The organism is Streptomyces sp. NPDC031379 (genome assembly GCF_055569615.1).
The window spans coordinates 82,299-104,670 of sequence record NZ_JBVIIT010000017.1; the positions used below are offsets into that span (position 1 = coordinate 82,299).

The following is a 22,372-nucleotide window of genomic DNA, read 5'->3' on the forward strand; positions in this document are numbered from 1 at the left end:
GAAACGCTACACCCCCCAAGGCCACCACCCCCCCCCCCCCCCCCCCCCCCCCCCCCCCCCCCCCCCCCCCCCCCCCCCCCGCGCCCGGTCACGCGCCGTACCCTCCGTCCACCGAGAACTCCGCGCCCGTCACATACCTCGCCTCCGGTCCCGCGAGATGGGCCACCGTGGCGGCCACCTCCTCGGCGGTGCCGAAACGGCCCAGGGCGGTCATGGCCGCCTGCCCGTCCGCGTAGGGACCGTCCGCGGGGTTCATGTCGGTGTCGATCGGGCCCGGGTGCACGACGTTCGCCGTGATCCCGCGCCCGCCCAGCTCCCGGGCCAGGGCCCTGGTCAGACCGGTGACCGCCCACTTGCTCAGCGCGTACAAGGTGGCGCCGGGGCCCGGTACGTGCCGGGTGACACAACTGCCGACGGTGATGATCCGCCCGCCGGTCCCCATGAGCGCGGCGGCGGCCTGGGAGGCCAGGAACACCCCGCGGACGTTCACGGCGAGCAGGCGGTCGACGTCGGCGAGGGACATGCCCTCCAGCGGACCCATCAGCCCGGCGGCCGCGTTGTTCACCAGCACGTCCAGCCCTCCGAGCGCCTCCGCCGCACGCCCCACCGCGCCCGCCGCCTCCTCGGCGTCCGCGGAGTCCGCGCGAAGGGCGACAGCCCGCCGCCCCAGCGCCTCCACGGACCGCACGACCTCCTCCGCCGCGTCCTTGCCGTGCACATAGGTCACGGCCACGTCCGCGCCCTCCCGCGCCAGTCGCAGTGCCGTCGCCGCTCCGATACCCCGGCTGCCACCGGTGACCAGGGCCGTCTTTCCGTTCAGGATCGCTTGTGCGTTCATGCACTCATTCCATCGGGCGGCCGTGGGGAACGCTGGCGGTGAACGGACGCCGACCTGGGCCGCCGGCGCGGGCGAGCCCCGGCCGGGGGTCAGCCCTGCCGTGGCCCGCGAGGGCGGACCAGTCCGCTCTCGTACGCGAGGATGGTCGCCTGCACCCGGTCCCGCAGCCCGAGTTTGGACAGCAGCGCGTTCACATGGCTCTTGACCGTGCCCGTGGTCACGCCGAGTTCGCTCCCGATCTCGGCGTTGGTCAGACCGGAGGCGATCTTCAGCAGTACTTCCCGTTCCCGCACGGTGAGTCGGCCGAGGGCTCCCGGGGCCGACAGCGGCGCCGGGGCGCCCTGCGCGAAGGCGCCGATCAGACGCCGGGTCACGGCGGGGGCCAGGATGCCGTCTCCCGAGGCGACGACCCGAACGGCGGACAGCAACTCCTCCGGTCGGGCGTCCTTCAGGAGGAACCCGGAAGCCCCGGCGCGCAGCGCCTCGTACACGTACTCGTCCAGGTCGAAGGTGGTGAGCACCAGCACCCGGGGCCCGCTCTCCAGAGCGGTGATCAGACGGGTCGCGGTGAGTCCGTCCATACCTGGCATCCGGATGTCCATCAGCACCAGGTCGGCGCCTCCGGCGGCGGCGAGCGAGACCGCCGTCGCTCCGTCACCGGCCTCGGCCACGACGGTCAGATCGGGTTCGGCGTCCACGATGGCGGCGAATCCGGCCCGGACCACGGCCTGGTCGTCGACGACGATCACGCGTGTGGCGACGGGGACACCTCCTGGACGGGGGCCCGAACGGGTCCGGCCGGCAACGACACCCGCAGCGTACCGCTCGGTTCACCCACCATCCGCCCCTCACCGGCGGCGACCTGCACGCCCAGGCGCTCGGCGACGGGTCCCGCGACGGCGAGCCGTACGCCCGTCACCGTGATGCGCACGGTGTCACGGCGCCGCCTGAGCGTCACGCGCGCCGGGCCGAGGTCGCCCGCGCCGAGCGCCGCTTCGACGATCCGGTACACCGAGACCTGCACGGACGCCGGAAGGTCACGGGCCGCCTCGGGCAGGCCCCGCAGACGCACCTCGCGGCCGCGGGCGGACAGGACGCGGCACAGCGCGTCGAGGTCGTCGGCGGTCGGCGACGGCGCGAGCCGGTCGTCGGCGTCCTCCGGTTCGCCGAGGCCGCGCAGCATGTCCCGCATGGCGGCCAGCGCGGCCCGGGCCGCGGCGGCCACCTCCTCCAGGTCCGCGCGCCGTGCCGTCGCCACCAGCGACGCCGTGTGGTGCAGCACGGCGTCGCGCAACGTGCCCGCCACCCGCTGTCGTTCCGCCTGCGCGGCCCGGTCCGCCTGCCACATCGAGCTGGCGAACGCGTAGTCGTCGTGGGCCAGGGCGCGCAGGCGGCGGCGCCGTACGAGGAGTCCGGCGCCCCATACGGCGGCGAAGAGGGGAGCCAGCGAGACGTACAGGAGGGCGGCCATGCCGACGGCGTCACCCCACCCGGCCGGCTCACCCGCCAGCACACCGTCGGCGCACGCCACGGTCGTCACCAAGGTCGCCACCGCGAGCGGCGCGGCGGCCACCGCGGGCACCGTGCGCGCGGGCCCCTGCCCGTACGCGGCGATCGCGTACACGGCGAGCGTCTCCACCGCCGCCCCGCCGGTGAGGAACTCCGCCACCTGCGGCGACAGGGGGAACGCGACGACGGCCGTCGCCGCCGGCACACCCGTGGCCAGCACGGTGAGGAAGGCCGCCCACGGGGCGCGTCTGCGCCAGATCAGGGGCAGCGCGTGGAGGGCCAGCAGCGCCGTCAGCACGAGCAGGTCCGGCAGCGCGGCGCGTCTGGTGCCGGCCGGCCAGTCCTCCACCATCGCCAGGGCGCAGGCGAGGGGCAGCAGCATCGCGACGAGGGCGAGGGCGGGGTCGGCGAGCCGCTGCTCCCGCAGGACGTCGCGGCGCCACGCGGGGCCGGGCCGCTGGTGCGGCTCGGCCCCGTCGGGCAGCGTCGCACGGACCCGCCAGCCGCCCTCGCGCGTGGGTCCGGCGGTGAGTTCACCGCCGACCGAGGCGGCGCGCTCCCGCATCCCCGGGACCCCACGTCCGGCGCCGAGACCTCCGGCACCGTGCGGGGCGAAGGCGCGCGACGGGCCGTTCTCCACGGTCAGTTCGAGCAGACCGTTCCTGCGTCGGACGATCACCCGCGCGGCCGCGCCCGGCGCGTACCGCAGGGCGTTCGTGAGCGCTTCGCGGACGATGCCGTGGATCGCCTCGCCCGACGGCCCGGCCAGATCGCCGGGGATGTGGGTGTCGACCGGGCGGCCCAGACGGCCGAACCCCGCGACCAGTTCAGCGATCCGGCCGCTCATCGGCCGGTGCTCCGGGCGATCGGCATCCCGCAGCAGACCGACGAGACGCTGCAACGCCGTGAGGGTCTCGGCACCGGTTCGCTCCGCGAACGCCAGGGCCTCGGCGGCCAGTTCGGGCCGGCTGTCCCGGAGCCTGCGCGCGGCGTCGACCGTGACGACGACCGACGTGAGGTGATGGGCACTCACATCGTGCAGTTCACGGGCGAGCCGCCGGCGCTCCTGGTCGCCCGCGAGCCGACGGGTCTGCTCGGCCCCGGCCAGTCGCCGGGCCGCGGTCAGCCGGCCGGCCAGCCACTGGCGACGCGCCTCACCGAGCCCGGCGCTCAGCAGGTACGTGCCCAGGGAGATGCCCAGCGTCGCCAGAAGCGGCATGCGCAGGCCCTCTTGAGCGGCCGCCAGCAGCCACTCGACGCCGACGGCGGCTGCCACGGCCCGTACCGTGACGGGCACGGGGCAGCGGACCGCGACGGAGTACAGGGCGATCAACGCGCCGATGCCCGGGTATCCGTCCGGCATCAGGAGCGCGCCCAGGACGAGGGTCACCAGCGTGCAGGCCAGTGTCCGTACCGGCGTGTGCCGGCGCCGGCCCAGCGCGGCCGTCTCCACGGCCAGCACGCACACCACGCCGATCAGACGGGGTGTGCCGGATGCTCCGTCCAGGCCCGACCCCGCGCACAGCAGGGCAGTCTGACCGCCTGCCAGGGCCAGGGGAAGAAGCCAGTCACGTGTCGTCTCCATGTCGCCGACGAGCGTAAAGGCCCCTCCGGACGGCCGACACCATTCCACAGGGCGAGACCGGTCCCTATCCGGGGATAGAGACAGCCGTCGTGCCGTGGGCCGATGACGGGGCCCGTGTGTCCCGGGCAGGCTGACGGCATGACGCATCCACCGGTCCCCGAGCCGCTCCCGTACCACCGTCTGGCCCGCCTCTCGACACGCCACCGGTGGTGGCGCCCGCTGGTGGGAACGCTGGTCGTGGCCGTGGCCTACGTCATCGCCGTGATCGTCCTCGACGTCCTGTCCTCCGCGTGGGGCACCAGCAGGGGATACCCCGAGGACGCCGACGGATTCGTGGAGTTCGGGCCGGTGTCGGGCACCGCCGTGGACCTGCTGATGATCGCCGTGGCCATACCGGCCGTGCTGCTCGCCGTGCGGTGGATCGGTCGCCGGCCGGCGGGCACGGTCTCCTCCGCCACGGGGGGACTGAGGTGGCGCTGGCTGGCCCGGTGCGTGCTCACGGCCGTGCCGGTCGTCGCCCTGACGACGGGCGCCATGCTCCTGCTGCCGGCGGACGGCGAACCGGAGCCCCGCTGGGCGGGCTGGTCGCTCTTCGGGCCGGCCCTGGCCATGCTCCTCGTACTGGTTCCGCTTCAGGCCGCCGCCGAGGAGTACGTCTTCCGCGGCTGGCTGACCCAGAGTGTGGGTGCCTTCGTGCGCTCGCCGTGGGTGGCGCTCCTGCCCCAGGCCGTCCTGTTCGCCGCCGCCCACGGCTGGGGCACGCCGTGGGGCTTCGCCGACCTGGTGGTGTTCGGGGCGGCGGCCGGCTGGCTGACCTGGCGGACGGGCGGCCTCGAGGCATCCATCGGACTGCACACGGTCAACAACCTGATGGCCTTCGGCTTTGCGGCGGCGGTGGCCGGCGGGCTCGACAGCGACGAGACGGCGGCCGACGCGCCCTGGGAAGTGGTCGCACTCGACGTCGTCGGCATCGCCCTGTACACGGCGGCCGTGGCGTGGTGGCTGCGCCGCCGCCCACTGGACCGCACGGCCCCGGCACCGCTGCCGCCCGCACCGCCGCCCGCCTACGCCGTCCCGTACGGCCCGTACCCGGCCAACCCCTACGCGTACGGCCCCTACCCGGACGGCCCCTACGCGTACGGTCCGTCCCCGCACGGTCCTCACCCTGGCGCCCCGGTGCCGCACGGCCCCTACCCGGGCGCCCCGGTGCCGCAGCCGTGGCCGGGGCGGCCGGCCGCGGGCCCCTGGGCACCGCCCGGACACCCGGGGGCCGGGGCAGGAGCTGCCGACGGCAACTGAGGTGTCCGGCGGGGGCGTTGTCAGTGCCGGACCGTAGGCTCACCGCAGGGTCGGGTCCTGGAAGCGATGGGGGTGACGGTGCGCAGGCCGGTCGAGGGCGAGGTGCATGTCCACTACGGGGGACGTCGGTGAAGGCGGGACGGCCGCGCGCGAGGCTCAGACGCTGACCGCGATACTCCGTTCGCCGGACGAGCCGTCCAGCTGCCAGTCCCGGGGAGACATCCCGTAGGCGGCGCGGAAGGAGCGGCTGAAGTGGCTGGCGCTGACGAAGCCCCAGCGCCGCGCCACGGCTGCCACACCACCCGACTGTTCCTCGGGCCGCAGCAGGTCCCGCCGGCACCGCTCCAGGCGCTGGGCCCGGATCCAGCCGCCCACCGTGGCCCCCTCGGCCTGGAACAGCTTGTGCAGCGAGCGGACCGACATGAAGTGCGCCGCGGCGATCGAGGACGGCGAGAGGCCGGGGTCGGACAGGTTGCGCATGATGTGGTCCCTCACGCGCACCAGGGTGGTCGCCGCGGCCTCCGGGGTGGAAGGCGTGAGGTGACCGCGCCGCTCCTCGATCAGCAGCGCCAGCAAGTCCAGTGCCGTGGCCGCGACCTGACGGCCCGTCGCCGCGTCGAAGGTCGCCGCCTCCTGCGCCATGCGGGCGAAATACGTCGCCACCAGAGCGGCACTGCCCGCCTCCGGGCGGAAGGCGGTCGCGGTCACCGCCCGCAGATCCTCGTCCCGCACGCGCAGCGCCTGCCGCGGGAAATGGAAGGACGTGAAGCGGAACCTCTCGTCCAGCCGCTTGCGGAACACACGGGAGGAGTCGGACAGGGAGAACTCGCCCGGCCGTATCACGGACTCCCTTCCGTCCTGCTCCTTGAGCGAGGAACCCCGGAGCTGGAGGCTCAGGATGAGGTACTCCTGGTCGTCGCGGGCGATGAGCCGGCTGCTGCGGGAGACCACCTGGGGGCCCGCCTCGACATGGGCGACCTGAAAGGCACCGATCCGCCGGCCGACGATCCTTCCCGGCGACGGTTCCTCCTCCAGAAGGGCGACGTCGAGCGGGACGAAGGTGCGGGCGACGGCGTCGTGCCAGCGCTCCGCGCGGTCGGAGGCGGCGAGCGGCACCGTGGAGAGAACGTGGGACACGGACTTCCTCGAGAAATAGCGCACGGAGCCCGGCTCGCCCTCCCGCACGGGCGGAAGGGCGAGGTCCGTGCGGGTCGTCAGCCGGCCGCGCGGACGGCGTCCCGGATCAGGCCGGCGACCTCCTCGGGCCGGGACACGGCGACCGCGTGGGAGGCGCCCTCCAGCTCCACGACGGTCGCCCCGGCCCGCTTCGCGCCGAAGCGCTCGACCTCCGGGTTGATCGCCTGGTCCGCGCCGGCCACCAGCGCCCAGGACGGCTTGGTCTTCCACGCGGCGGCGGAGGCGGTCTCCTCGAAGGCCGCGGCGGCCAGCGGCCGCTGCGCCACCGCGAGCACCTGGGTGACCTCGGGGGCCACGTCGGCGGCGAAGACCGACGGGAAGGCGTCCGCGGCGATGGTGACCTCGACGGCGTCCTGCCCGCCGGGGACGGGGTACGTCCACTGCTTCAGGTTGCTGACGAGCGGCGACAGCGGGAAACGGCCCTGCAGCTCGCCGAGGCTCTCGCCCTCCTCCAGGACATAGGCGGCCACGTAGACGAGCCCCACCACGTTCTCCGTGGTGCCGGCGACCGTGATCAGCGCACCGCCGTAGGAGTGGCCGACCAGGACGACGGGGCCGTCGATCTGGGCGGCCACGGAGGCGATGTAGGCGGCGTCGGAGGCGAGGCCGCGCAGCGGGTTGGGCGGCGCGATGACGGGTATGCCGTCGCGCCGCAGTTCCTCGATCACCCCGGACCAGCTGGCGGCGTCGGCGAACGCGCCGTGGACGAGGACGACGGTGGGAGTGGAGGCGGTCATGAGGGTGCTGGCTCCTGGGCTCAGGCGGTGTGCAGGGCGGTGTGCAGGGTGCGGACGGCCAGCTCGATGGCCGCCCCGGCCGCGTGGGTGCCACGCAGGGCGTCGAGCATCACGAAGTCGTGGATGATGCCCTGGAATCGGACCGCGGTGACCGGCACGCCGGCCTCGCGCAGCTTGTTCGCGTACGCCTCGCCCTCGTCGCGCAGCACGTCGGCCTCACCGGTGATGACCAGCGCCGGGGGCAGACCCTCGAGCTGCTCGGTGGTGGCGCGCAGCGGGGACGCGGTGATCTGGGCGCGCTCGCCCTCGTCCCTCGTGTACTGGTCCCAGAACCACTGCATGCCGTCGCGGCGCAGGAAGTAGCCGGTGGCGAACTGGTGGTAGGAGGGCGTGTCGAAGTTCGCGTCCGTGACCGGGTAGAACAGCACCTGCTGGACCAGCGCCGGACCACCGCGCTCCTTGGCCATCAGGGTCAGGGCGGCGGTCATGTTGCCGCCGACGGAGTCACCGGCCACGGCCAGCCGCGAGCCGTCGAGGCCCTTGGCCGCACCCTGCTCCACGACCCACTGGGCGACGGCGTAGTTCTGCTCGATGGCGACCGGGTAGCGGGCCTCGGGGGAGAGGTCGTACTCGGGGAAGACCACCGCGGCCTGCGCGCCGACGGCGAGTTCGCGCACCAGCCGGTCATGGGTGTGGGCGTTGCCGAACACCCAGCCGGCGCCGTGGATGTAGACGATGACCGGAAGGGTGCCGGTGGCGCCGGCGGGCTTGACGATCCGCGCCCGGACGCTGCCCGTGGGACCGCCCGAGACGGTGACCCACTCCTCGTCGACGGCCGGCTTCTCGATGTCGCCGGACTGCACCTCGTCGACCGCCTTACGGCCCTCCGCCGGCGGCAGGTCGAACAGATACGGCGGATTGGCGGTCGCCTCCGCGAACTCGGCTGCGACGGGTTCCAGTACCGGCTGCACCGGCGCTACGGCATCGGACATCGAATCTCCTCGTATTTCCTGGGCTGCCGGAAGATCCGGCACACGAGCCGGACGTGTCACTGACTGGTCCGGCGCCGCTGAACGCCACCGTAAATCGGCCGAGCGCAGGGCAATTGCCCGTGAGCGTACGGCCGGTGTACCCACAGCGCACGGGTTCTCCGGGCCGCGCACCCGGTGCGCTGTGGGAAACGGCCCGGTGCGCGGAGAGGAAACACGAAGGAAACCGCCGGACCTAACGTGACGGCACAGCGGCCCGCCGTCGGCCCGTGAATTCACCGTTGCCCGGAAGGGGTCCTGCAAACGTGTCATCCATGCCGGTCGGTGGGCTCGTGCCCCGAGCCACCGACGACCCCGCGGACCTCGTCGTCCGCAATGCGAAGGTCCACACCGGCGACCCGGCCCGCCCGCAGGCCGGGGCGATCGCGGTCCGGGACGGTGTCATCACGGTCGTCGGTGACGACAAGGACGTCGCGCCGCACGTCGGGGCGGGCACCCGGGTGGTGGACGCCCTCGGCCGACGGGTGGTCCCCGGGCTCAACGACAGCCATCTGCACGTGATCCGCGGCGGCCTGAACTACGTACTGGAGCTGCGCTGGGACGGTGTTGCGACCCTCCGCCAGGGCCTGGCCATGCTGCGTGAGCAGGCCGCACGCACCCCCAAGGGCCAGTGGGTACGGGTGGTGGGCGGCTGGTCGGCAGAGCAGTTCGCCGAACGGCGGCTGCCCACCGTGGCCGAACTGAACGCGGCCGCCCCGGACACCCCGGTCTTCGTCCTGCACCTGTACCAGTCGGCCGTGCTCAACCGCGCGGCGCTCGAGGCCGCCGGATACGGCAGGGACACCCCCGACCCCAGGGGCGGGCAGATCGTGCGCGGCCGGGACGGGGAGCCCACCGGCATGCTGCTGGCCGCGCCCAGCGCCCTGATCCTGTACTCGACCCTGGCGAAGGCGCCCGTGCTCCAGGGCGCGGACAGGAAAACGTCCACCCGGCATTTCCTGCGCGAACTGAACAGGTTCGGGCTGACCTCGGCCATCGACGCGGCCGGCGGATTCCAGAACTTCCCCGAGAACTACGGCACCGTGCGGGAACTGGCGGAATCCGGCCAGTTGTCGCTGCGGATCGCCTATCACCTCTTCCCGCAGACGGCCGGGCAGGAGCTGGCCGACCTCGCCCGCTGGATCGACATCGCCCGTCCCGAGGACGGCGACGCCTGGCTCCGGCTCAACGGCGCGGGCGAGAATCTCACCTGGGCGGCCGCCGATTTCGAGAATTTCAGCCAGCCGCGCCCCGAACTCGCATCCGACTACGAGGCCGAGTTCGAGAAAGCGGTACGCCTCCTGATGGAGAACGGCTGGGGTTTCCGGCTGCACGCCACCTACGACGAGACCATCCGCCGGGATCTCGCCGTCTTCGAGAAACTGGCCGCGGACGGGCTCTTCCCGGCGGGCAACCGCTGGCTGTTCGACCACGCGGAGACGGTGTCCCCGGCGAGCCTCGACCGGATCGCCGCGCTCGGCGGCGCGCTGTCCGTACAGAACCGCCTGTCCTTCCAGGGCGAGGCGTTCCTGCGCCGCTACGGCCCCGGAGCCGCCGCCGACGCCCCGCCGGTCCGCGCCATGCTGGAGCGCGGCCTGACCGTGGGAGCCGGCACGGACGCCACCCGCGTCTCCACCTACAACCCCTGGGTCGCCCTCCACTGGCTGGTCAGCGGCCGTACCGTCGGTGACCTTCCGCTGCGCCCGCCGGCGAACCGCGTCGACCGGACGACGGCGCTGGAGATGTTCACCCGCGCCGGCGCCGTCCTGACCGGCGAGGACGAGGTCAAGGGCGTGCTGCGGCCGGGCTGCTACGCGGACCTCGCCGTGCTGTCCGACGACTACTTCACCGTGCCCGAGCCCGACATCGCGCACATCGAGTCCCTGCTCACCGTCACCGGCGGCCGGATCGTCTACGGCGCCGCCGAGTACGAGGGCCTCGACGAGGAACTGCCGCCCGTCAGTCCCGGCTGGAGCCCGGTGGCGCACTACGGCGGCTACCAGGCGTCCCGGCCCGGCGCCCCCGGCTCCGCGGGCGCCCGCCAGGCCGAACTGATCGGTGAGGCCGTCGCCGAGTCGGAACAGCACCGCGCCTGGCGCGTCCGCCGCGGCCTGGTCGCGGACGCCGCGCACCCGCCCTTCGACCCCTGCTTCGCCCTCTGAGCCCCGGTGCCTCACCGCTGAAGCACCGCACATCACCCACTCACCGGAAAGGTTCCGTCATGGCCGACATCAACGAGGTCACCTCCGCTCCCAGCCCTGACCTGCTCACCCCCGACAACTGCGCCGTGCTGTTCGTGGACCACCAGCCGCAGATGTTCTTCGGCACGGGCAGCGGCGACCGCACCGCGATCATCAACTCCACTCTGGGCCTGGCCAAGGCCGCCAAGGTGTTCGACGTGCCGGTCGTGCTGAGCACCGTGGCCGCCGAGTCCTTCTCCGGCCCGGTCCTGCCGCAGCTCGCCGACGTCTTCCCCGAGCAGAAGATCATCGACCGCACCACCATGAACGCCTGGGAGGACCCCGCCTTCGTCGAGGCGGTCAAGGCCACCGGCCGCACCAAGCTCGTCATCGCCGGTCTGTGGACCGAGGTGTGCGTCGTCCTGCCCGCGCTCTCCGCCCTCGCCCAGGGCTTCGAGGTGTACGTCGTCACCGACGCCTCCGGCGGGGTCAGCCCCCAGGCCCACGAGCACGCCGTCCAGCGCATGATCCAGGCCGGCGCGGCCCCGGTCACCTGGGTGCAGGTGCTGCTGGAGCTGCAGCGCGACTGGGCCCGCTCGGAGACGTACGTGCCGGTGACGGAGGTGGTGAAGGAGCACGGCGGCGCCTACGGCCTCGGCCTCGTCTACGCACAGGCCTTCATCGGCGGGCACGCGGCCGGCTGAGCCCGGCCTCCACGGCACACCCCGTCAGGAACAGGCAGGAGAAGATGAACACGGGACTGCTGGTCCTCCGGCTCGTGGTGGGACTGCTCATCGCCGGGCACGGAGTGCAGAAGGTGAGCTTCCACCTCGGAGGCCATGGCTTGGCGGGCGGCACCGAGGAGTTCCGCCACGACGGATTCCGCGGCGGCCGGCTGACCGCCGTCGTCGCGGGAGCCAGTCAGATCGGCGCCGGCCTGTTCCTGACCGCCGGGCTGCTCACACCCCTCGCGGCGATGGCCGCCATGGGCGTGATGACGGTCGCGGGTACCGTCAAACGGTCCCATGGGCTCTGGGTGCAGAACGACGGCTACGAGTACCCGCTCGTCCTCGTCGCCGTCTCCGCGGCACTGGTCCTCACCGGGCCCGGCCGGTGGTCCCTCGACCGGGCACTGGGCATCACCGACTGGCCGGTGTGGATCGTCCTGCCGGCGATCGTGATCGGCCCGACGAGCGGCCTGCTCACCCGGCTGGTGCTGCACCGCGCGTCCGCCCCGGCCGAAGGGACGCCGTATGCGCCGGCTGCTGACTGACGCGGCCCGTACGCTCGTACCGCCCGCGGGGGACCGGCACGGTCCGCTGCCCCCGCTGATGCTGACCCTGACGGTGGTCACCGGCCTGGTCGACGCGGTCAGCTATCTCGCGCTCGGGCACGTCTTCGTCGCCAACATGACCGGCAACGTCGTCTTCCTCGGCTTCGCGCTGGCGGGCACCGCCGGCCTGTCGGTGTCCGCCTCCGTGGTGTCCCTGGCGGCGTTCCTCACCGGGGCGCTCGCCGGAGGCCGGCTGGGCACACGGTTCGCGGCGCACCGCGGGCACCTGCTGCGGGCGGCCGCCGGTGCCCAGGCGGTCCTGGTCGCCGTCACGGTGGCCGTGGCCGCGTGGACCGGGGGCCGGGTCACCAACGGCGTCCAGTACACCCTGATCGTGTTCCTCGGGCTGGCCATGGGGCTGCAGAACGCCGTCGCCCGCCGCCTCCGCGTGCCCGATCTGACCACCACCGTGCTGACCCTGACGCTGACCGGGCTGGCCGCGGACTCCTCGCCGGCCGGCGGCGAGGCGCCACGGCCCGGCCGGCGGATCCTGTCCGTCCTCGCCATGTTCGCCGGTGCCCTGGCCGGAGCCCTGCTGGTCCTGCACGGCCACGTCGTCCTCACCCTGGGCCTGGCACTGCTGTGCCTCGCGCTCACCTCGGTGACCACACACCGCCTCTCGGCCGGCGCCGCCGACTGGGCCCGGCCGCACCCCTGAGGACGGCGTCCCACGGTCCGTCCCGGCGCGCGGGGTCGCGCCGTTCGCGCGGGGTCGCCCCGTACGTCGCGACTCCGCCGGCCGGCGCAGCAGGGTCCGCCGGCCGGGGTCCCCTCGTCCGCGAACAGCCTCGGGAAACCGCCCGGGGGAAGTCCGGCGACGGCGGTCGGTGCACCTCGTGGAAGCGGATGCCGCCCGGTCCGAGCCGCGCCCCTCCCGTGCGCACCCCGGTCCGTCGTCAGCCGACGCGGTCGGCGATGGCCTGCGCGCACACCAGGGCCTCGGTACGCGTCGTGTCCACCTCCAGGTCGTAGACGACTCCCCGGTGCACCAGCTCCGCCTGGGCCGCGGCCATGCCCCGGGCCCGGTCCCCGCGCGCGATCTCCCGCCCGGCGGCGACCGCGCCGTCGCACCTGACGCCGACCCACAGGACGGCCAGCCCGGCCACGGCCTTGCGCCACCGCTCCTGGGAGGCCGCTCCGCCGAGGAAGACATCGTCGACGACGACCCTGGCGCCCGCCCGCGCCATGGCCGCGATGCCCTCCATCCAGGCGGCCTCCAGCGCCCGGAAGTCCGCTCCGACGCTCACCCCGCCGTCATCCGCGAACGTGATGCCCTCGTCCGCCGCCCGCGTCTTCGCCGGCAGCGCGTCGACGAGCGAGTCGATCCCGAACGCCAGCCAGGACCCGGGCAGTACGGCCTGCAGGCACCGCACCATCCCGGACTTCCCGGAGCTGGAACCACCGTTGAGAATGATCATCTGAGGCGTCACGCCGCCACAGTAGGCCGACTCCCCGGCGACGGGAAACGAGATACGGCGGACACCGCGCCGACGCCGGGGGACGCGCCGGGCGCTGGGGGACCAGGACCGGTGCGCTCCCGGTCAACTCCCCGCGCGCGCCTGCGCCTACGGTCAGAAGCGGACGCAGCCGCCGACCGCCTCCCACCCTCGCACCCCAGTGGACCCGTATGAGCGCCGCCCCCTCACCCGCGCCGACCATCGCGCCGCAATCCCCCTGGTCCCCCCTCGCCGCCCGCGTGTTCCGGGCGCTGTGGATCGCCCAGCTGGTGTCCAACATCGGCAGCTGGATGCAGACGGTGGGCGCACAGTGGCTGCTGATCGGGAACGACGCGGCCCTGCTGACCCTCGTGCAGACGGCGTCCAGCCTGCCCGTCGTCCTCCTGGCCCTGCCCGCCGGTGTGGTCGCCGACCGCTTCGACCGCCGCTCGGTGCTGCTCGCCGCGCAGGGCGCGCTGCTCGCGGTCTCCACGGTGCTGACCGTGCTGGCGTTCACCGGCGCGCTGACGCCGACGATCCTGCTCGCCCTGACCTTCCTGCTGGGCTGCGGCACCGCCCTGATGGGCCCGGCCTGGCAGGCGATCCAGCCGGACCTGGTGGAACGCCGGCGACTCGGTCAGGCGGCCGCACTGGGCGCGGTGAACATGAACCTGGCCCGAGCCGTCGGACCGGCGCTCGGCGGGGCGGTGGTCGCGGCCGCGGGCGTGGGCTGGGTGTTCGCCTTCAACGCGGCCTCCTACCTCGGCATCGCCGCCGTCCTGCTGCGATGGAAACCCGCCCCGAGGCCGGCCGCCGTCGGCGCCGAACGGCCGGCGGCCGCCCTGCACGCGGCCCGCCGCTACGTGGCGAACGCGCCCGGTGTGCGCCGCGTGCTGCTGCGCACGCTGCTGTTCGTGCCCGGCGGTGCCGCCCTGTGGTCGCTGCTGCCGCTGACCGCGCACCGCTTCCTCGGCCTCGGCTCGGGCGGATACGGACTGCTGCTGGCGGCGGTGGGGGCGGGTGCCGTGGCAGGGGCGTTCCTGCTGCCCCGCGTCCGGCGTGTGCTCGGCGCGGGCGGCACGCTCACCGCCGGTGCGCTGGTCTTCGCGGCGGTGCTGGCGGTGCTGGCCACGGTCCGGGTGCCGTGGCTGGTGGTGCTCGCGCTGCTGCCCGCCGGGGTCGCCTGGATCGGCGTGCTGTCCACCCTCAACGCGGCCGTACAGACGCGGCTGCCGGGCTGGGTCAGGGCCCGTGGACTCGCCGTCCATCTCGTGGTCTTCCAGGGCGGACAGGCCCTCGCCGCACCGCTGTGGGGTGTGGTGGCCGACCGGCTCGGGCTCACCGCCGCCCTGCTGATCGCCGGGGCCGCCCTGCTGCTCGGCGCGGCCGTCGGCCACCGCCGGCCGCTGCACGGCACCGAGGGCCTCGACCCTTCACCCTCCGACCACTGGCCCACCCCTCCGCTGCTGTTCGAGCCCGGTGCGGCGGACGGCCCCGTGCTGGTCTCCGTCGTCTACCGGGTCGGGCCGCGGGACCGCGCCGAGTTCACCGCCCGTATGACCCGGGTCGCCCGCTCCCGGCGCCGTACGGGAGCGCTCACCTGGGGGCTGTACCAGGACGGCGGCGACCCGGAACGCTTCGTCGAGAACTACCTGGTCGCCTCCTGGTCGGACCACCTCGCCCAGCACCACTCCCGGCTGACGGCCACCGACCGCCGGGACGAGGAGCGGGCCAGGGAACTGCTCGTGCCGGGCACCCGGCCCGAGGTGACCCACGCCTTCGACTCCCTCACCGGTCCGCTCGTCCCGGCGGCCGCGGACCGGGCGACGGCACCGTCGGACGACACGGGGAACGCCCGGGACGGCACTCGGGACGGCACTCGGGACGGCAAGGGGCACGGCTGACCGCCGCCGGCGAGGTGCACGGTGTGCGCGTGTGAGCCCTGGACGCGCCCCCGCCCGTGCGAGAAGACTGCGACTGACGGCGAGGCGGTGGCCAACGGATCGTCCGAAGCAGTCCGCCCGTCCCCAACTCCTCGGGAAGAAAGGTCGGCCGCTGTGCTGTTGCGTCTGCCCACGTCCGTGTCCGAAGCGCAGGAGTGTCTGGCCGCGGGTGCTGTGCCGATCGGTGGGGCGACCCTCGTGTGGGCCGCCTGGCAACGCGACGGCTTCCCCGAACTGGCCGTCTCCCTGCGCGAGTTGCCGGAAGCCAACATCATCGGGCGGGAGTCCGTGGGCGCCGCCGTGATCCTGCACCGGATCGACGACCGGGTGCCCGACGTCCTGCGCCTGGCGGCCGCCACGGTGGGCACCGGCGCCGTACGGCGGACGGCGACCGTCGGCGGGAACCTGGTTGGCAGCACGCTGCGCTGCCTGCTGCCCGCGGCGCTGGTCCTGGACGCCCGGGCGAGGGTGCTGGACGCCGAGGGCGTGCACGAGACCGATCTGGCCGAAGTGGTGGCCAAGCGCCCCGCGCTGCTCAGCCTCCACTGGCGTGCGCCGATCGCCTCCGCGTACCGCAAGCTGCCGGCCGAGCCGGGCGGGGCGCCGCCACTCGTCGTCGCCTCGGCGGTGCACGCCGACGACGGCGCGGGCAGCCGCCTTCTGGTCGCCGTCCGCGACGGCTACGACGTGTTCAGCGGTGGCACCGCAGGCGGCACGGACGCCGAGCAGGCCCTGCACGCGCTGCGCGGGACGGCGCTCGGTGAACTGCCGCCCGCCGTCTGGGAGATCGTCGACTCGCAGGTCACCGGTCTTCTGGAGGGTCGCGGCAACCGGGAGGACCCCCAGCGGCCGTAGGACGTCCGGGTTCCGCCGTACGGGTCCTCGAGGGAACTCCGGCCGCACCCCGTTCGTCTTCCTGTACCAGCGGCCTCTCCTTCGTGGCAGGCCGGAGCTGCGCGGAGGTCGAGCGATGCCCAGAACGCCGGCGGGCAGGATCGTGTACTGGTCCGAGCGACTCGTCGAGGAGGTGATCGATTCCAACGGCATTCGCGTCGACCCCCGGCTCAAGTCGGTCGTCAAGGTCGGCGCCGCCGGCGCGGGAGTCGAACTGAGCGGTCACGAACGCGGCAAGGCCACCCGCTTCGAGATCATGAAGAAGGTCTCGAAGAAGCTCGGCGACGAACTCGTGTCCGACCTCGACACCCCCGGACCGCTCCATCTCGTGCAGGGCCGGGGACAGGCCGACGTCACCGAGTTCCAGCGGTGGGGTACGCCGGCGGAGCACGGCCCGCGCCAGGAGTCGTGCCTGGTGCACGTCCGGACGGACAGCAGGCGCGGGCGCCGCGTGGACCTGTGTCTGTTCGGCAGCCTCGGCAACCTGACGGGATACACGGCGCCGCAGGAGCAGGCCACGGGGTGGACGTCGTCCGCCGCTCCCGCCATCGAGGAACTCGTCGCCACCCGGGGAGCGAGGATCCCTCGTTCCTACGACGACGAGTCCGTCGCGGTCGAGGCGTTGAGAACCGCGCTCCACCAAGGAGCGCACGCGGCCTCCTCCGGACGTCCGGGGCGCCCCGACACCCGCGCCTACACCGTCGCGGGCATCGAGAGCTGCCAGTTCGCGGCCGTCGTCTACAAGGACGTCACGCTCAGCCCGGGCCGCTGGGACTTCGGGCACGAGCCGGAGCTGAACGGCGCCCAGCGCATCCTCGTGGGCGCCCCGCTGTGGCTGCGGGCGACCGGCCCCTAGGAGACGTGGACGCCGATCCTCGCGAGGTCGGCGTGAGCGAGTTCCACCCGGCGGGCGGCGCTGGGGCGGTCGTGGAGCCGCGCCTGCGCCTCGAGTTCGCGCAGCGCGGCACGCACCGACTCCGTGTCCCCGCGCGCTCCGTGCAGCAGGACCGGTGCGGACAGCGCCCGCAGGTACCGGTCGACGAGGTCCCGCCGCCCGTACTCCACCACCAGGGTGCGATAGGCCGCGGTTCCCCTGTTGAAGCCGCTCACGGCGGCCGCGTCACGACCGCACCGCATGGCGAAGGCGCCGAGCCGGAGCGCAGCCTCCCCGCACAGGTGCTCGACACTCGCACCGGGGTGCCGGGTACTCAGCCAGACCAGCTTGCCCACGAGTTGGCCGAGCAGCATGGAGGCGTCGCGTGGCGAGGCCTTGGCCCCGATGTCGGACGCCGAACTCAGGTCGCGTTCGAACACGGCCAGCTGAGCGGGAAGACCACCCGACGTGACGGCGAGCAGCGCGCGCAGCTCCCGCTGCTGCTCGCGCAGTGCCTCGAACATGAAGGCGTGCACGTCGGCGCCCCTGCGGTGGGCGGGTTTCGGCGAGGTGGGCAGCCACCGGCTGACGAAGCGGGCTGCGCGGCCGAGGGCCGGATCGTCGGTCGCCAGAGTGCCGTGCCGGGACAGCGTCTGCTCCAGGGCGCGCTCGGCCCCCTCGATGTCGCCCAGACAGAGCAGTGCGGTCGCGAGCACGCCGGTCACCCGCGAGGCTTCCGTGGCGAGGTCGCTCCGGCCCTGACCGATCAGCGCCGCGTACTGGTCGACGGCGCGGCGCGCCGCCTCGGCCGCCTCGGCGTGCGAGCCGTACAGCAGGCGTGAGTTGGCCACCCGCTGGATGCTCTGCGCCAGCTCCGCCGACACGGCGTCACCGCCGGCCGACCGCACGAGCGCGGCGTGCGCCGCCTCCTGTGCCCGCAGAGCCGGTTCGTACGCGCCGAGGTCGTCGTAGACCCCGGACAGCGTCTCCAGGGCCAGCACGTACATGACGGCCGTCTCCGGCCGCAGGGCCGGGTCGGTGTCGCCCGCCCCACCCGCGGGGTCACCGGACGCGCCCAGGAGGTCGAGAGCCAGGTTGCAGGCGTCCAGCGCTTCCCGCGCCCGGCCGGTGCGCCGCAGCCACACCGCCCGGAAGCGGTGGACGGCCGCCGCCTCCGGGTCGGGCACGGGGGCGTGGTCCGCGTACTCGGGCGCGGCGAGGATCTCCAGCGCCTCGGCGAGACAGCGCTCGGCCTCCTCGGGCGCATCGGCGTCGAGCGCGACGAAGGCGAGCTTGGTCAGCGCGTGGAGGAACCTGGGGCCCCAGACGGCCAGGCCGTCCAGCGCGGTGAGCCGGCGCCACAGGTCGAGGGAGGTACGCGCGTGTTCCAGGCCGCGCACCGGGTCCTCCAGGACCCCCACGAGATTGGCCAGGTTGTCATGGGCCCGGGCCAGGTGGTCCGCGTCGCCGGCGTCGCCGGCCAGAAGCACGGCCTGTTCCAGGTGGCGCACCGCTTCGGCGTAACTGTCGCGCGCGGCATGCACCCGGTCGGCCGCCTCCTCGTCCCGGCCGCGCAGGATCAGTGCCTCCCCCAGGCGTCCGGCCAGCTGGTGGATGCCCTCGTCGCGCACCATGGCGGTGAGCACCTCGACGGCGGCGGCCGCCTGCCCCGGTGTCCCCGCCTGCGCCCGCTGGAGGCAGACGGTGGCACGCATCTCGCGCGCCTGCCGGTCGGCCGGCGCCCGCTCGAGGCGCTCGTCCAGCAGTGCGTCGATCTTCCCCCACAGCTCGGCAGCGCGTCGGCCGTCGCCGCGCGTGCTCTCCACGGCGGCCAGGTTCATCAGGGTGGGGACCACGTCGAGCGGGTCGTCGGAGCTGGCGAACTCCTCCGCGGCGGCCTCGTACAGCTCGACGGCCCGCGCCGTCCGGGCCCCGTGATGCCCCCTGGCGCCCCGGACACCCCGGTCGCTCAGGACGTTCGCCTCCAGCACCAGCGCGTGGCCCAGGACGCTCCGGTCCTCCGGACCGCCCGGCAGGCTTCGGGCCAGATCCACGGCACGCTCGGCGGTGTCGAGGGCGGCGGCCAGGTCGCCGGTACGGCGCTGGAGGTGGCACAGCGAGCCGAGGACGGCCGACAGCAGACGGCTGTGGTCGTCGGTCAGCCGGCCGACGAGGTCGGCGGCCGTCCCCAGTTGCGCGAGGGCGCCGTCGACGTCGCCGAGCGCTTCGAGCACCCGGCCCGTCTCGGCCGCACAGCGGCCGCGCGCGTACGCCGTCTCCGGGGCGTCCCGCCCGGGCAGGCCGTCGAGCACCCGCCGGGCCTCCCGCAGCGCGCGCAGGTCGCCGAGCAGCTGGGCGCGCGGCCCGCCCACGTCGAGCGGCCAGAAGTCCACGGCGGCCCGCTCGTCGAGGCCCGCGGTGCGGTAGGCGTAGTGCAGCAGACCGCGCGGGTCGCTCCACGTTCCGCCGCCGGGGGCCCGCCGTTCGTACCGCGGCTGCGCCGGGATCGTGGCGGTCGAGGGCCGGGGAGGCCGGACCACCGCGAGGGGCTCGCCGGTCTCCTCCTCCGCGATCCGCAGGACGGACTCGGCGAGTTCACCCAGCGGGTGCGGGCGTTCGCCGGGCTCCGTGCGGAAGCAGCGCTCGAGCAGGTCGGCCAGCGCGGGCGGCACGCGCAGCGACCTCGGTGTCAGGGGCCGCGTCCGGGCGGCCTGCAGTACCAGGCCGGCCACGGTTCCCGACGGCCAGGTGCGCTCGCCCACCAGCAGTTCCAGGACGGTCACCGCCCAGCTCCACACGTCCGCGGGGACGCCGACCCGCTGTCCCCCGGCCTGTTCGGGCGAGGCGTACGCGGGGGTGCCGGCGGCGGCGCCGGAGACCTGCAGGGAGGCCTCGGAACCGGGGCGCGGCGGGTGCAGCTGCTGGCGCAGGATGCTGCGCATCAGCTCGCGGTCCGCTTCGTCGGTGTCCGGCACGGCGGTGATGTACTGGACCACCGCTTCGAGTTGCAGGCGCTGCTCCTCGCCCCAGGCCGGCGCCGCGGCCAGTCCGAAGTCGGTCAGCCGGACCGCGCCGTGCCCGTCGACCAGCAGGTTGGCCGGCTTGATGTCCAGGTGCAGCAGACCGCCCTCGTGCGCGGCGGCGAGTCCCCACGCGCACTGGGCCGCCGCCGTCAGGACGCGACGCAGCGCGGCCCGTTCACCGCCTTCGTGCAGTGTGCCGGAGCGCAGGTGGTCGGCCAGCGAGCCGCCGGGAGCGTACTCGCTGAAGACGACGACCTCGTCGCCGAGACTGCGGGCGAACCGGCAGGGCGTGATGTGCGGGTGGGCGGGCAGGTCGATCCAGCGCCGCACCTCCGCGAGAAGCCTCCCCTGGTGTGCCGGGTCGGCGCTGTGCAGACGCTTGACCGCGTACCGCTCGCCGGTACGGCGCGAACGGACCAGTACGACACCGGCGAACCCGCCGCTGCCCAGCGGCCGTTCCACCGTGAACTCCGTCAGTAAGGTGCTGCCCGCTTCCACGTCAGCTCCCCTTGAGTGCGGCGCGCAGCGCCTCTGCGGTCGAGAAGCCCCCGTCGGGTTCATCACTGAGCGCGTGGTCGAGGACCTCGCACAGGCCCCGCGGCAGGCCGGCGACCCGCTTGCCGACGGGCACGACGGGGCTGGTGGCCACGGCCAGCCAGGGGTCCCAGCCCGGCGGGAGGTCACGCGGCGTGGCACCGGTGAGCACGTGGTAGAGCGAGGCGGCGGTGGACCACACGTCGACCTCGGGGGTCGCGTACTTGTAGTTGATCAGCTGGGCCCTCGGCATGAAGGCCGGAGTGCCCATGACCGCGCCGGTGCGGGTCAGTCCGCTCAGCCCCGCGCTGTCGTACGCCTTGGCCAGCCCGAAGTCGGCGAGTTTGGCGGTGGTCCGCCCGTCGGGGCCGGAAGCCAGCAGGATGTTGTGGGGCTTGATGTCACGATGGACGAAGCCGTGCTCCTGGTGGATCCGGCCGAGCCCGGCGAGCACACCGTCGAACAGGTCCAGGGCCTGACGCGCGGGCAGCGGTCCGTCGCTGCGCACCCGGTCCGCGAGACTGCCGCCCTCGCACAACTCCATGACCAGGCAGCAGGCGTCGGCCTCCGCCGGCGAGGCGCCGTCCTGGGGCCCTGTGCGCTCCACCCCGACCACGTGCACCACGTGCGGGTGACGCAGTGCCATGCAGACGCGGACCTCACGGGAGAAGCGGGCCACCTCCTCGTCGGCCCCCGCGGGCGCCTGGATGACCTTCAGAGCACGGCGCTCGCCGCTCTCCGTGTGCACGGCCGCGTAGACCACGCCCATGCCCCCGCGCCCCAGTTCCCCCTCCACGACCCACGCCCCGAACCGCACCCGGCATCCCTCCCCGTGTGCCCGGCCCCCATCGGCCGTGCTGGTGAACTCAGGCTACTCACAAGCGAGTCGGGGCGCATGACCTCGCCGCACGGTCCGCCGCACGTCGTTTCGCGCGGCACACCGGGCCGGACGGGGCATGCCGGTGCGGTGAGAGCACGCAGCGCCGATCACTCGCGCGAGTGACGACACACCGACGGCACCACGGGGCTCACTCGGTGCCGGTGCCGGTGCCGGTGCCGGTGCCGGTGCCGGGTGCCCGCGTCCGTGTGGTCCGCCCGGTCAGATGCCGTCGATGCGGTCGAGCAGTTCCCGGGCCTCGACGGTGCGGCGATGGTCCGGGCCGAGGGCGGTCCGGGAGGAGTCATGGGCGGTGACGGCCAGGGCGCGCGCCTCGGCGGCCCGGCCCAGCCCCAGCAGAGCGGTGGCCCTGGCCAACTCGACGGCGCCGGTCTCCGGGCGGCACTGTTCCTCGGGCATGCCGCGACGCAGCCCGTCGGCGCGCTCGGCCTCGGCGAGAGCCTCCTCGTGACGGTCCTGACCGCTCAGGCTGCGGGTCAGGCCGAGCCGCAGGACCAGGGTGAGCCGGTCCGGTACGCGGTAGGCGGCGAGGGCCTCGCGGGCTACCGCCTCGGCCTCGGCGTGACGCCCCTGCCCGTTGAGGGCGAAGATCTGGCCGTTGCGGGCGGCCGTCGCTGTGAGCGCCATCTGCGGCCCCGTGCCGCGCTCCGCCGTCCGCGCCACGGCCGCGCATTCCGCCTCGCATTCGGCGTATCGGGCGACCGCGCTCAGCGCCTGCGCGCGGTCCGAGCGCAGCTTCAGGGTCTGCGGGTGCTCGGCGCCGAAGAACCTGCCGAACACCGGCAGCAGTCCGTCGTAGGCGGCGATGGCCTCGTCGTGGCGGCCCTGGGTACTCGTCGCGAGCGCGGCGATGCCGAGCGCCAGCGGCACGTACGGATCGTCGCGCAGCGCGGACCGGGCAGCGGCCACCGCGCGTGCCTCGGCCTCCGCCTCGGCATGGCGCCCGGCTTGGTACAGGGCGATGACCTGGGCCAGTGGGGAGGCCGCCGTCCGCCCGGTGTCGGTTCGGCCGCGGGACCGGAAGAGTTTCATGCCCGGAGCATACGGATGCCGTGTACACGACG

18 protein-coding genes are annotated in these 22,372 nt (G+C 74.2%); 8 read left to right on the forward strand and 10 right to left on the reverse strand.

Annotated elements, in window-relative coordinates; all coding sequences use genetic code 11:
• Positions 1-88: 88 nt before the first annotated feature.
• The 3 genes from ACZ5CW_RS24155 to ACZ5CW_RS24165 form a co-directional block, all read right to left on the reverse strand.
• Complete coding sequence (locus ACZ5CW_RS24155; protein WP_468604608.1) at positions 89-838, reverse strand: SDR family oxidoreductase; 750 nt, start codon at positions 836-838, stop codon at positions 89-91.
• Between the two features lie 89 nt (positions 839-927).
• A complete protein-coding gene (locus ACZ5CW_RS24160; protein WP_468604610.1) occupies positions 928-1,587 on the reverse strand; it encodes a response regulator in 660 nt (219 codons plus the stop codon).
• Positions 1,584-3,932 carry a sensor histidine kinase gene (locus tag ACZ5CW_RS24165; RefSeq protein WP_468604612.1) on the reverse strand — a complete coding sequence of 783 codons (2,349 nt, stop codon included), beginning with the start codon at positions 3,930-3,932 and terminating at the stop codon, positions 1,584-1,586. Before ACZ5CW_RS24165 ends, ACZ5CW_RS24160 begins: the two co-directional genes overlap by 4 nt.
• 138 nt (positions 3,933-4,070) lie before the next feature.
• Here ACZ5CW_RS24165 and ACZ5CW_RS24170 point away from each other — a divergent pair, with 138 nt between their 5' ends.
• Positions 4,071-5,231 (forward strand): lysostaphin resistance A-like protein, encoded by a 1,161-nt coding sequence (locus tag ACZ5CW_RS24170; protein WP_468604614.1) that lies wholly within the window; start codon positions 4,071-4,073, stop codon positions 5,229-5,231.
• Between the two features lie 156 nt (positions 5,232-5,387).
• On the opposite strand, the gene ACZ5CW_RS24175 is transcribed toward ACZ5CW_RS24170, so the two are convergent.
• The 3 genes from ACZ5CW_RS24175 to ACZ5CW_RS24185 all read right to left on the reverse strand — a co-directional run bounded on the left by ACZ5CW_RS24175 (position 5,388) and on the right by ACZ5CW_RS24185 (position 8,157).
• Positions 5,388-6,368, reverse strand: coding sequence for an AraC-like ligand-binding domain-containing protein (locus ACZ5CW_RS24175; protein WP_468604616.1), 981 nt, complete (start codon positions 6,366-6,368; stop codon positions 5,388-5,390).
• A 77-nt stretch (positions 6,369-6,445) separates the two neighbouring features.
• Positions 6,446-7,165 (reverse strand): alpha/beta fold hydrolase, encoded by a 720-nt coding sequence (locus ACZ5CW_RS24180; RefSeq protein WP_468604618.1) that lies wholly within the window; start codon positions 7,163-7,165, stop codon positions 6,446-6,448.
• A gap of 20 nt (positions 7,166-7,185) precedes the next feature.
• Entirely contained in the window at positions 7,186-8,157 is a 972-nt protein-coding gene (locus ACZ5CW_RS24185; RefSeq protein WP_468604620.1) for an alpha/beta hydrolase, read from the reverse strand.
• Positions 8,158-8,468: 311 nt separating this feature from the next.
• Here ACZ5CW_RS24185 and ACZ5CW_RS24190 point away from each other — a divergent pair, with 311 nt between their 5' ends.
• The 4 genes from ACZ5CW_RS24190 to ACZ5CW_RS24205 are packed head-to-tail and all read left to right on the forward strand — an operon-like array spanning position 8,469 to position 12,364.
• Positions 8,469-10,355, forward strand: a complete 1,887-nt coding sequence (locus ACZ5CW_RS24190) for an amidohydrolase (RefSeq protein ID WP_468604622.1) — start codon at positions 8,469-8,471, stop codon at positions 10,353-10,355.
• A 59-nt stretch (positions 10,356-10,414) separates the two neighbouring features.
• Positions 10,415-11,077, forward strand: a complete 663-nt coding sequence (locus ACZ5CW_RS24195; protein ID WP_468604624.1) for a hydrolase — start codon at positions 10,415-10,417, stop codon at positions 11,075-11,077.
• A 44-nt stretch (positions 11,078-11,121) separates the two neighbouring features.
• Positions 11,122-11,646, forward strand: a complete 525-nt coding sequence (locus ACZ5CW_RS24200) for a DoxX family protein (RefSeq protein WP_468604626.1) — start codon at positions 11,122-11,124, stop codon at positions 11,644-11,646.
• On the forward strand, positions 11,627-12,364 hold the full coding sequence (locus ACZ5CW_RS24205) for a YoaK family protein (RefSeq protein WP_468604628.1): 738 nt from the start codon (positions 11,627-11,629) through the stop codon (positions 12,362-12,364). Before ACZ5CW_RS24200 ends, ACZ5CW_RS24205 begins: the two co-directional genes overlap by 20 nt.
• Positions 12,365-12,602: 238 nt before the next feature.
• Here the strand turns inward: ACZ5CW_RS24205 and cpt are convergent, their stop codons facing one another.
• Complete coding sequence (cpt, locus tag ACZ5CW_RS24210) at positions 12,603-13,124, reverse strand: chloramphenicol phosphotransferase CPT (RefSeq protein ID WP_468604829.1); 522 nt, start codon at positions 13,122-13,124, stop codon at positions 12,603-12,605.
• Between the two features lie 209 nt (positions 13,125-13,333).
• Here cpt and ACZ5CW_RS24215 point away from each other — a divergent pair, with 209 nt between their 5' ends.
• The 3 genes from ACZ5CW_RS24215 (at position 13,334) to ACZ5CW_RS24225 (ending at position 16,835) form a co-directional block, all read left to right on the forward strand.
• A complete protein-coding gene (locus ACZ5CW_RS24215; protein ID WP_468604630.1) occupies positions 13,334-15,046 on the forward strand; it encodes an MFS transporter in 1,713 nt (570 codons plus the stop codon).
• Between the two features lie 153 nt (positions 15,047-15,199).
• A complete protein-coding gene (locus ACZ5CW_RS24220) occupies positions 15,200-15,940 on the forward strand; it encodes an FAD binding domain-containing protein (protein ID WP_468604632.1) in 741 nt (246 codons plus the stop codon).
• 115 nt (positions 15,941-16,055) lie between these two features.
• Complete coding sequence (locus ACZ5CW_RS24225; RefSeq protein ID WP_468604634.1) at positions 16,056-16,835, forward strand: hypothetical protein; 780 nt, start codon at positions 16,056-16,058, stop codon at positions 16,833-16,835.
• Here ACZ5CW_RS24225 and ACZ5CW_RS24230 read toward each other — a convergent pair.
• The 3 genes from ACZ5CW_RS24230 to ACZ5CW_RS24240 all read right to left on the reverse strand — a co-directional run bounded on the left by ACZ5CW_RS24230 (position 16,832) and on the right by ACZ5CW_RS24240 (position 22,340).
• On the reverse strand, positions 16,832-20,374 hold the full coding sequence (locus ACZ5CW_RS24230; RefSeq protein ID WP_468604636.1) for a serine/threonine-protein kinase: 3,543 nt from the start codon (positions 20,372-20,374) through the stop codon (positions 16,832-16,834). The two genes, ACZ5CW_RS24225 and ACZ5CW_RS24230, sit on opposite strands and share 4 nt — an antisense overlap.
• A gap of 1 nt (position 20,375) precedes the next feature.
• Positions 20,376-21,227 carry a serine/threonine-protein kinase gene (locus tag ACZ5CW_RS24235; RefSeq protein ID WP_468604638.1) on the reverse strand — a complete coding sequence of 284 codons (852 nt, stop codon included), beginning with the start codon at positions 21,225-21,227 and terminating at the stop codon, positions 20,376-20,378.
• 282 nt (positions 21,228-21,509) lie between these two features.
• On the reverse strand, positions 21,510-22,340 hold the full coding sequence (locus tag ACZ5CW_RS24240; protein WP_468604640.1) for a tetratricopeptide repeat protein: 831 nt from the start codon (positions 22,338-22,340) through the stop codon (positions 21,510-21,512).
• Positions 22,341-22,372: the final 32 nt, after the last annotated feature.

Coding starts and splice junctions, on each gene's coding strand:
- ACZ5CW_RS24155 (WP_468604608.1), bottom strand. CDS start 838: ATGAACGCACAAGCGATCCTGAACGGAAAGACGGCCCTGGTCACCGGT.
- ACZ5CW_RS24165 (WP_468604612.1), bottom strand. CDS start 3,932: ATGGAGACGACACGTGACTGGCTTCTTCCCCTGGCCCTGGCAGGCGGT.
- ACZ5CW_RS24170 (WP_468604614.1), top strand. CDS start 4,071: ATGACGCATCCACCGGTCCCCGAGCCGCTCCCGTACCACCGTCTGGCC.
- ACZ5CW_RS24180 (WP_468604618.1), bottom strand. CDS start 7,165: ATGACCGCCTCCACTCCCACCGTCGTCCTCGTCCACGGCGCGTTCGCC.
- ACZ5CW_RS24185 (WP_468604620.1), bottom strand. CDS start 8,157: ATGTCCGATGCCGTAGCGCCGGTGCAGCCGGTACTGGAACCCGTCGCA.
- ACZ5CW_RS24190 (WP_468604622.1), top strand. CDS start 8,469: ATGCCGGTCGGTGGGCTCGTGCCCCGAGCCACCGACGACCCCGCGGAC.
- ACZ5CW_RS24195 (WP_468604624.1), top strand. CDS start 10,415: ATGGCCGACATCAACGAGGTCACCTCCGCTCCCAGCCCTGACCTGCTC.
- ACZ5CW_RS24200 (WP_468604626.1), top strand. CDS start 11,122: ATGAACACGGGACTGCTGGTCCTCCGGCTCGTGGTGGGACTGCTCATC.
- ACZ5CW_RS24205 (WP_468604628.1), top strand. CDS start 11,627: ATGCGCCGGCTGCTGACTGACGCGGCCCGTACGCTCGTACCGCCCGCG.
- cpt (WP_468604829.1), bottom strand. CDS start 13,124: ATGATCATTCTCAACGGTGGTTCCAGCTCCGGGAAGTCCGGGATGGTG.
- ACZ5CW_RS24215 (WP_468604630.1), top strand. CDS start 13,334: ATGAGCGCCGCCCCCTCACCCGCGCCGACCATCGCGCCGCAATCCCCC.
- ACZ5CW_RS24225 (WP_468604634.1), top strand. CDS start 16,056: ATGCCCAGAACGCCGGCGGGCAGGATCGTGTACTGGTCCGAGCGACTC.
- ACZ5CW_RS24240 (WP_468604640.1), bottom strand. CDS start 22,340: ATGAAACTCTTCCGGTCCCGCGGCCGAACCGACACCGGGCGGACGGCG.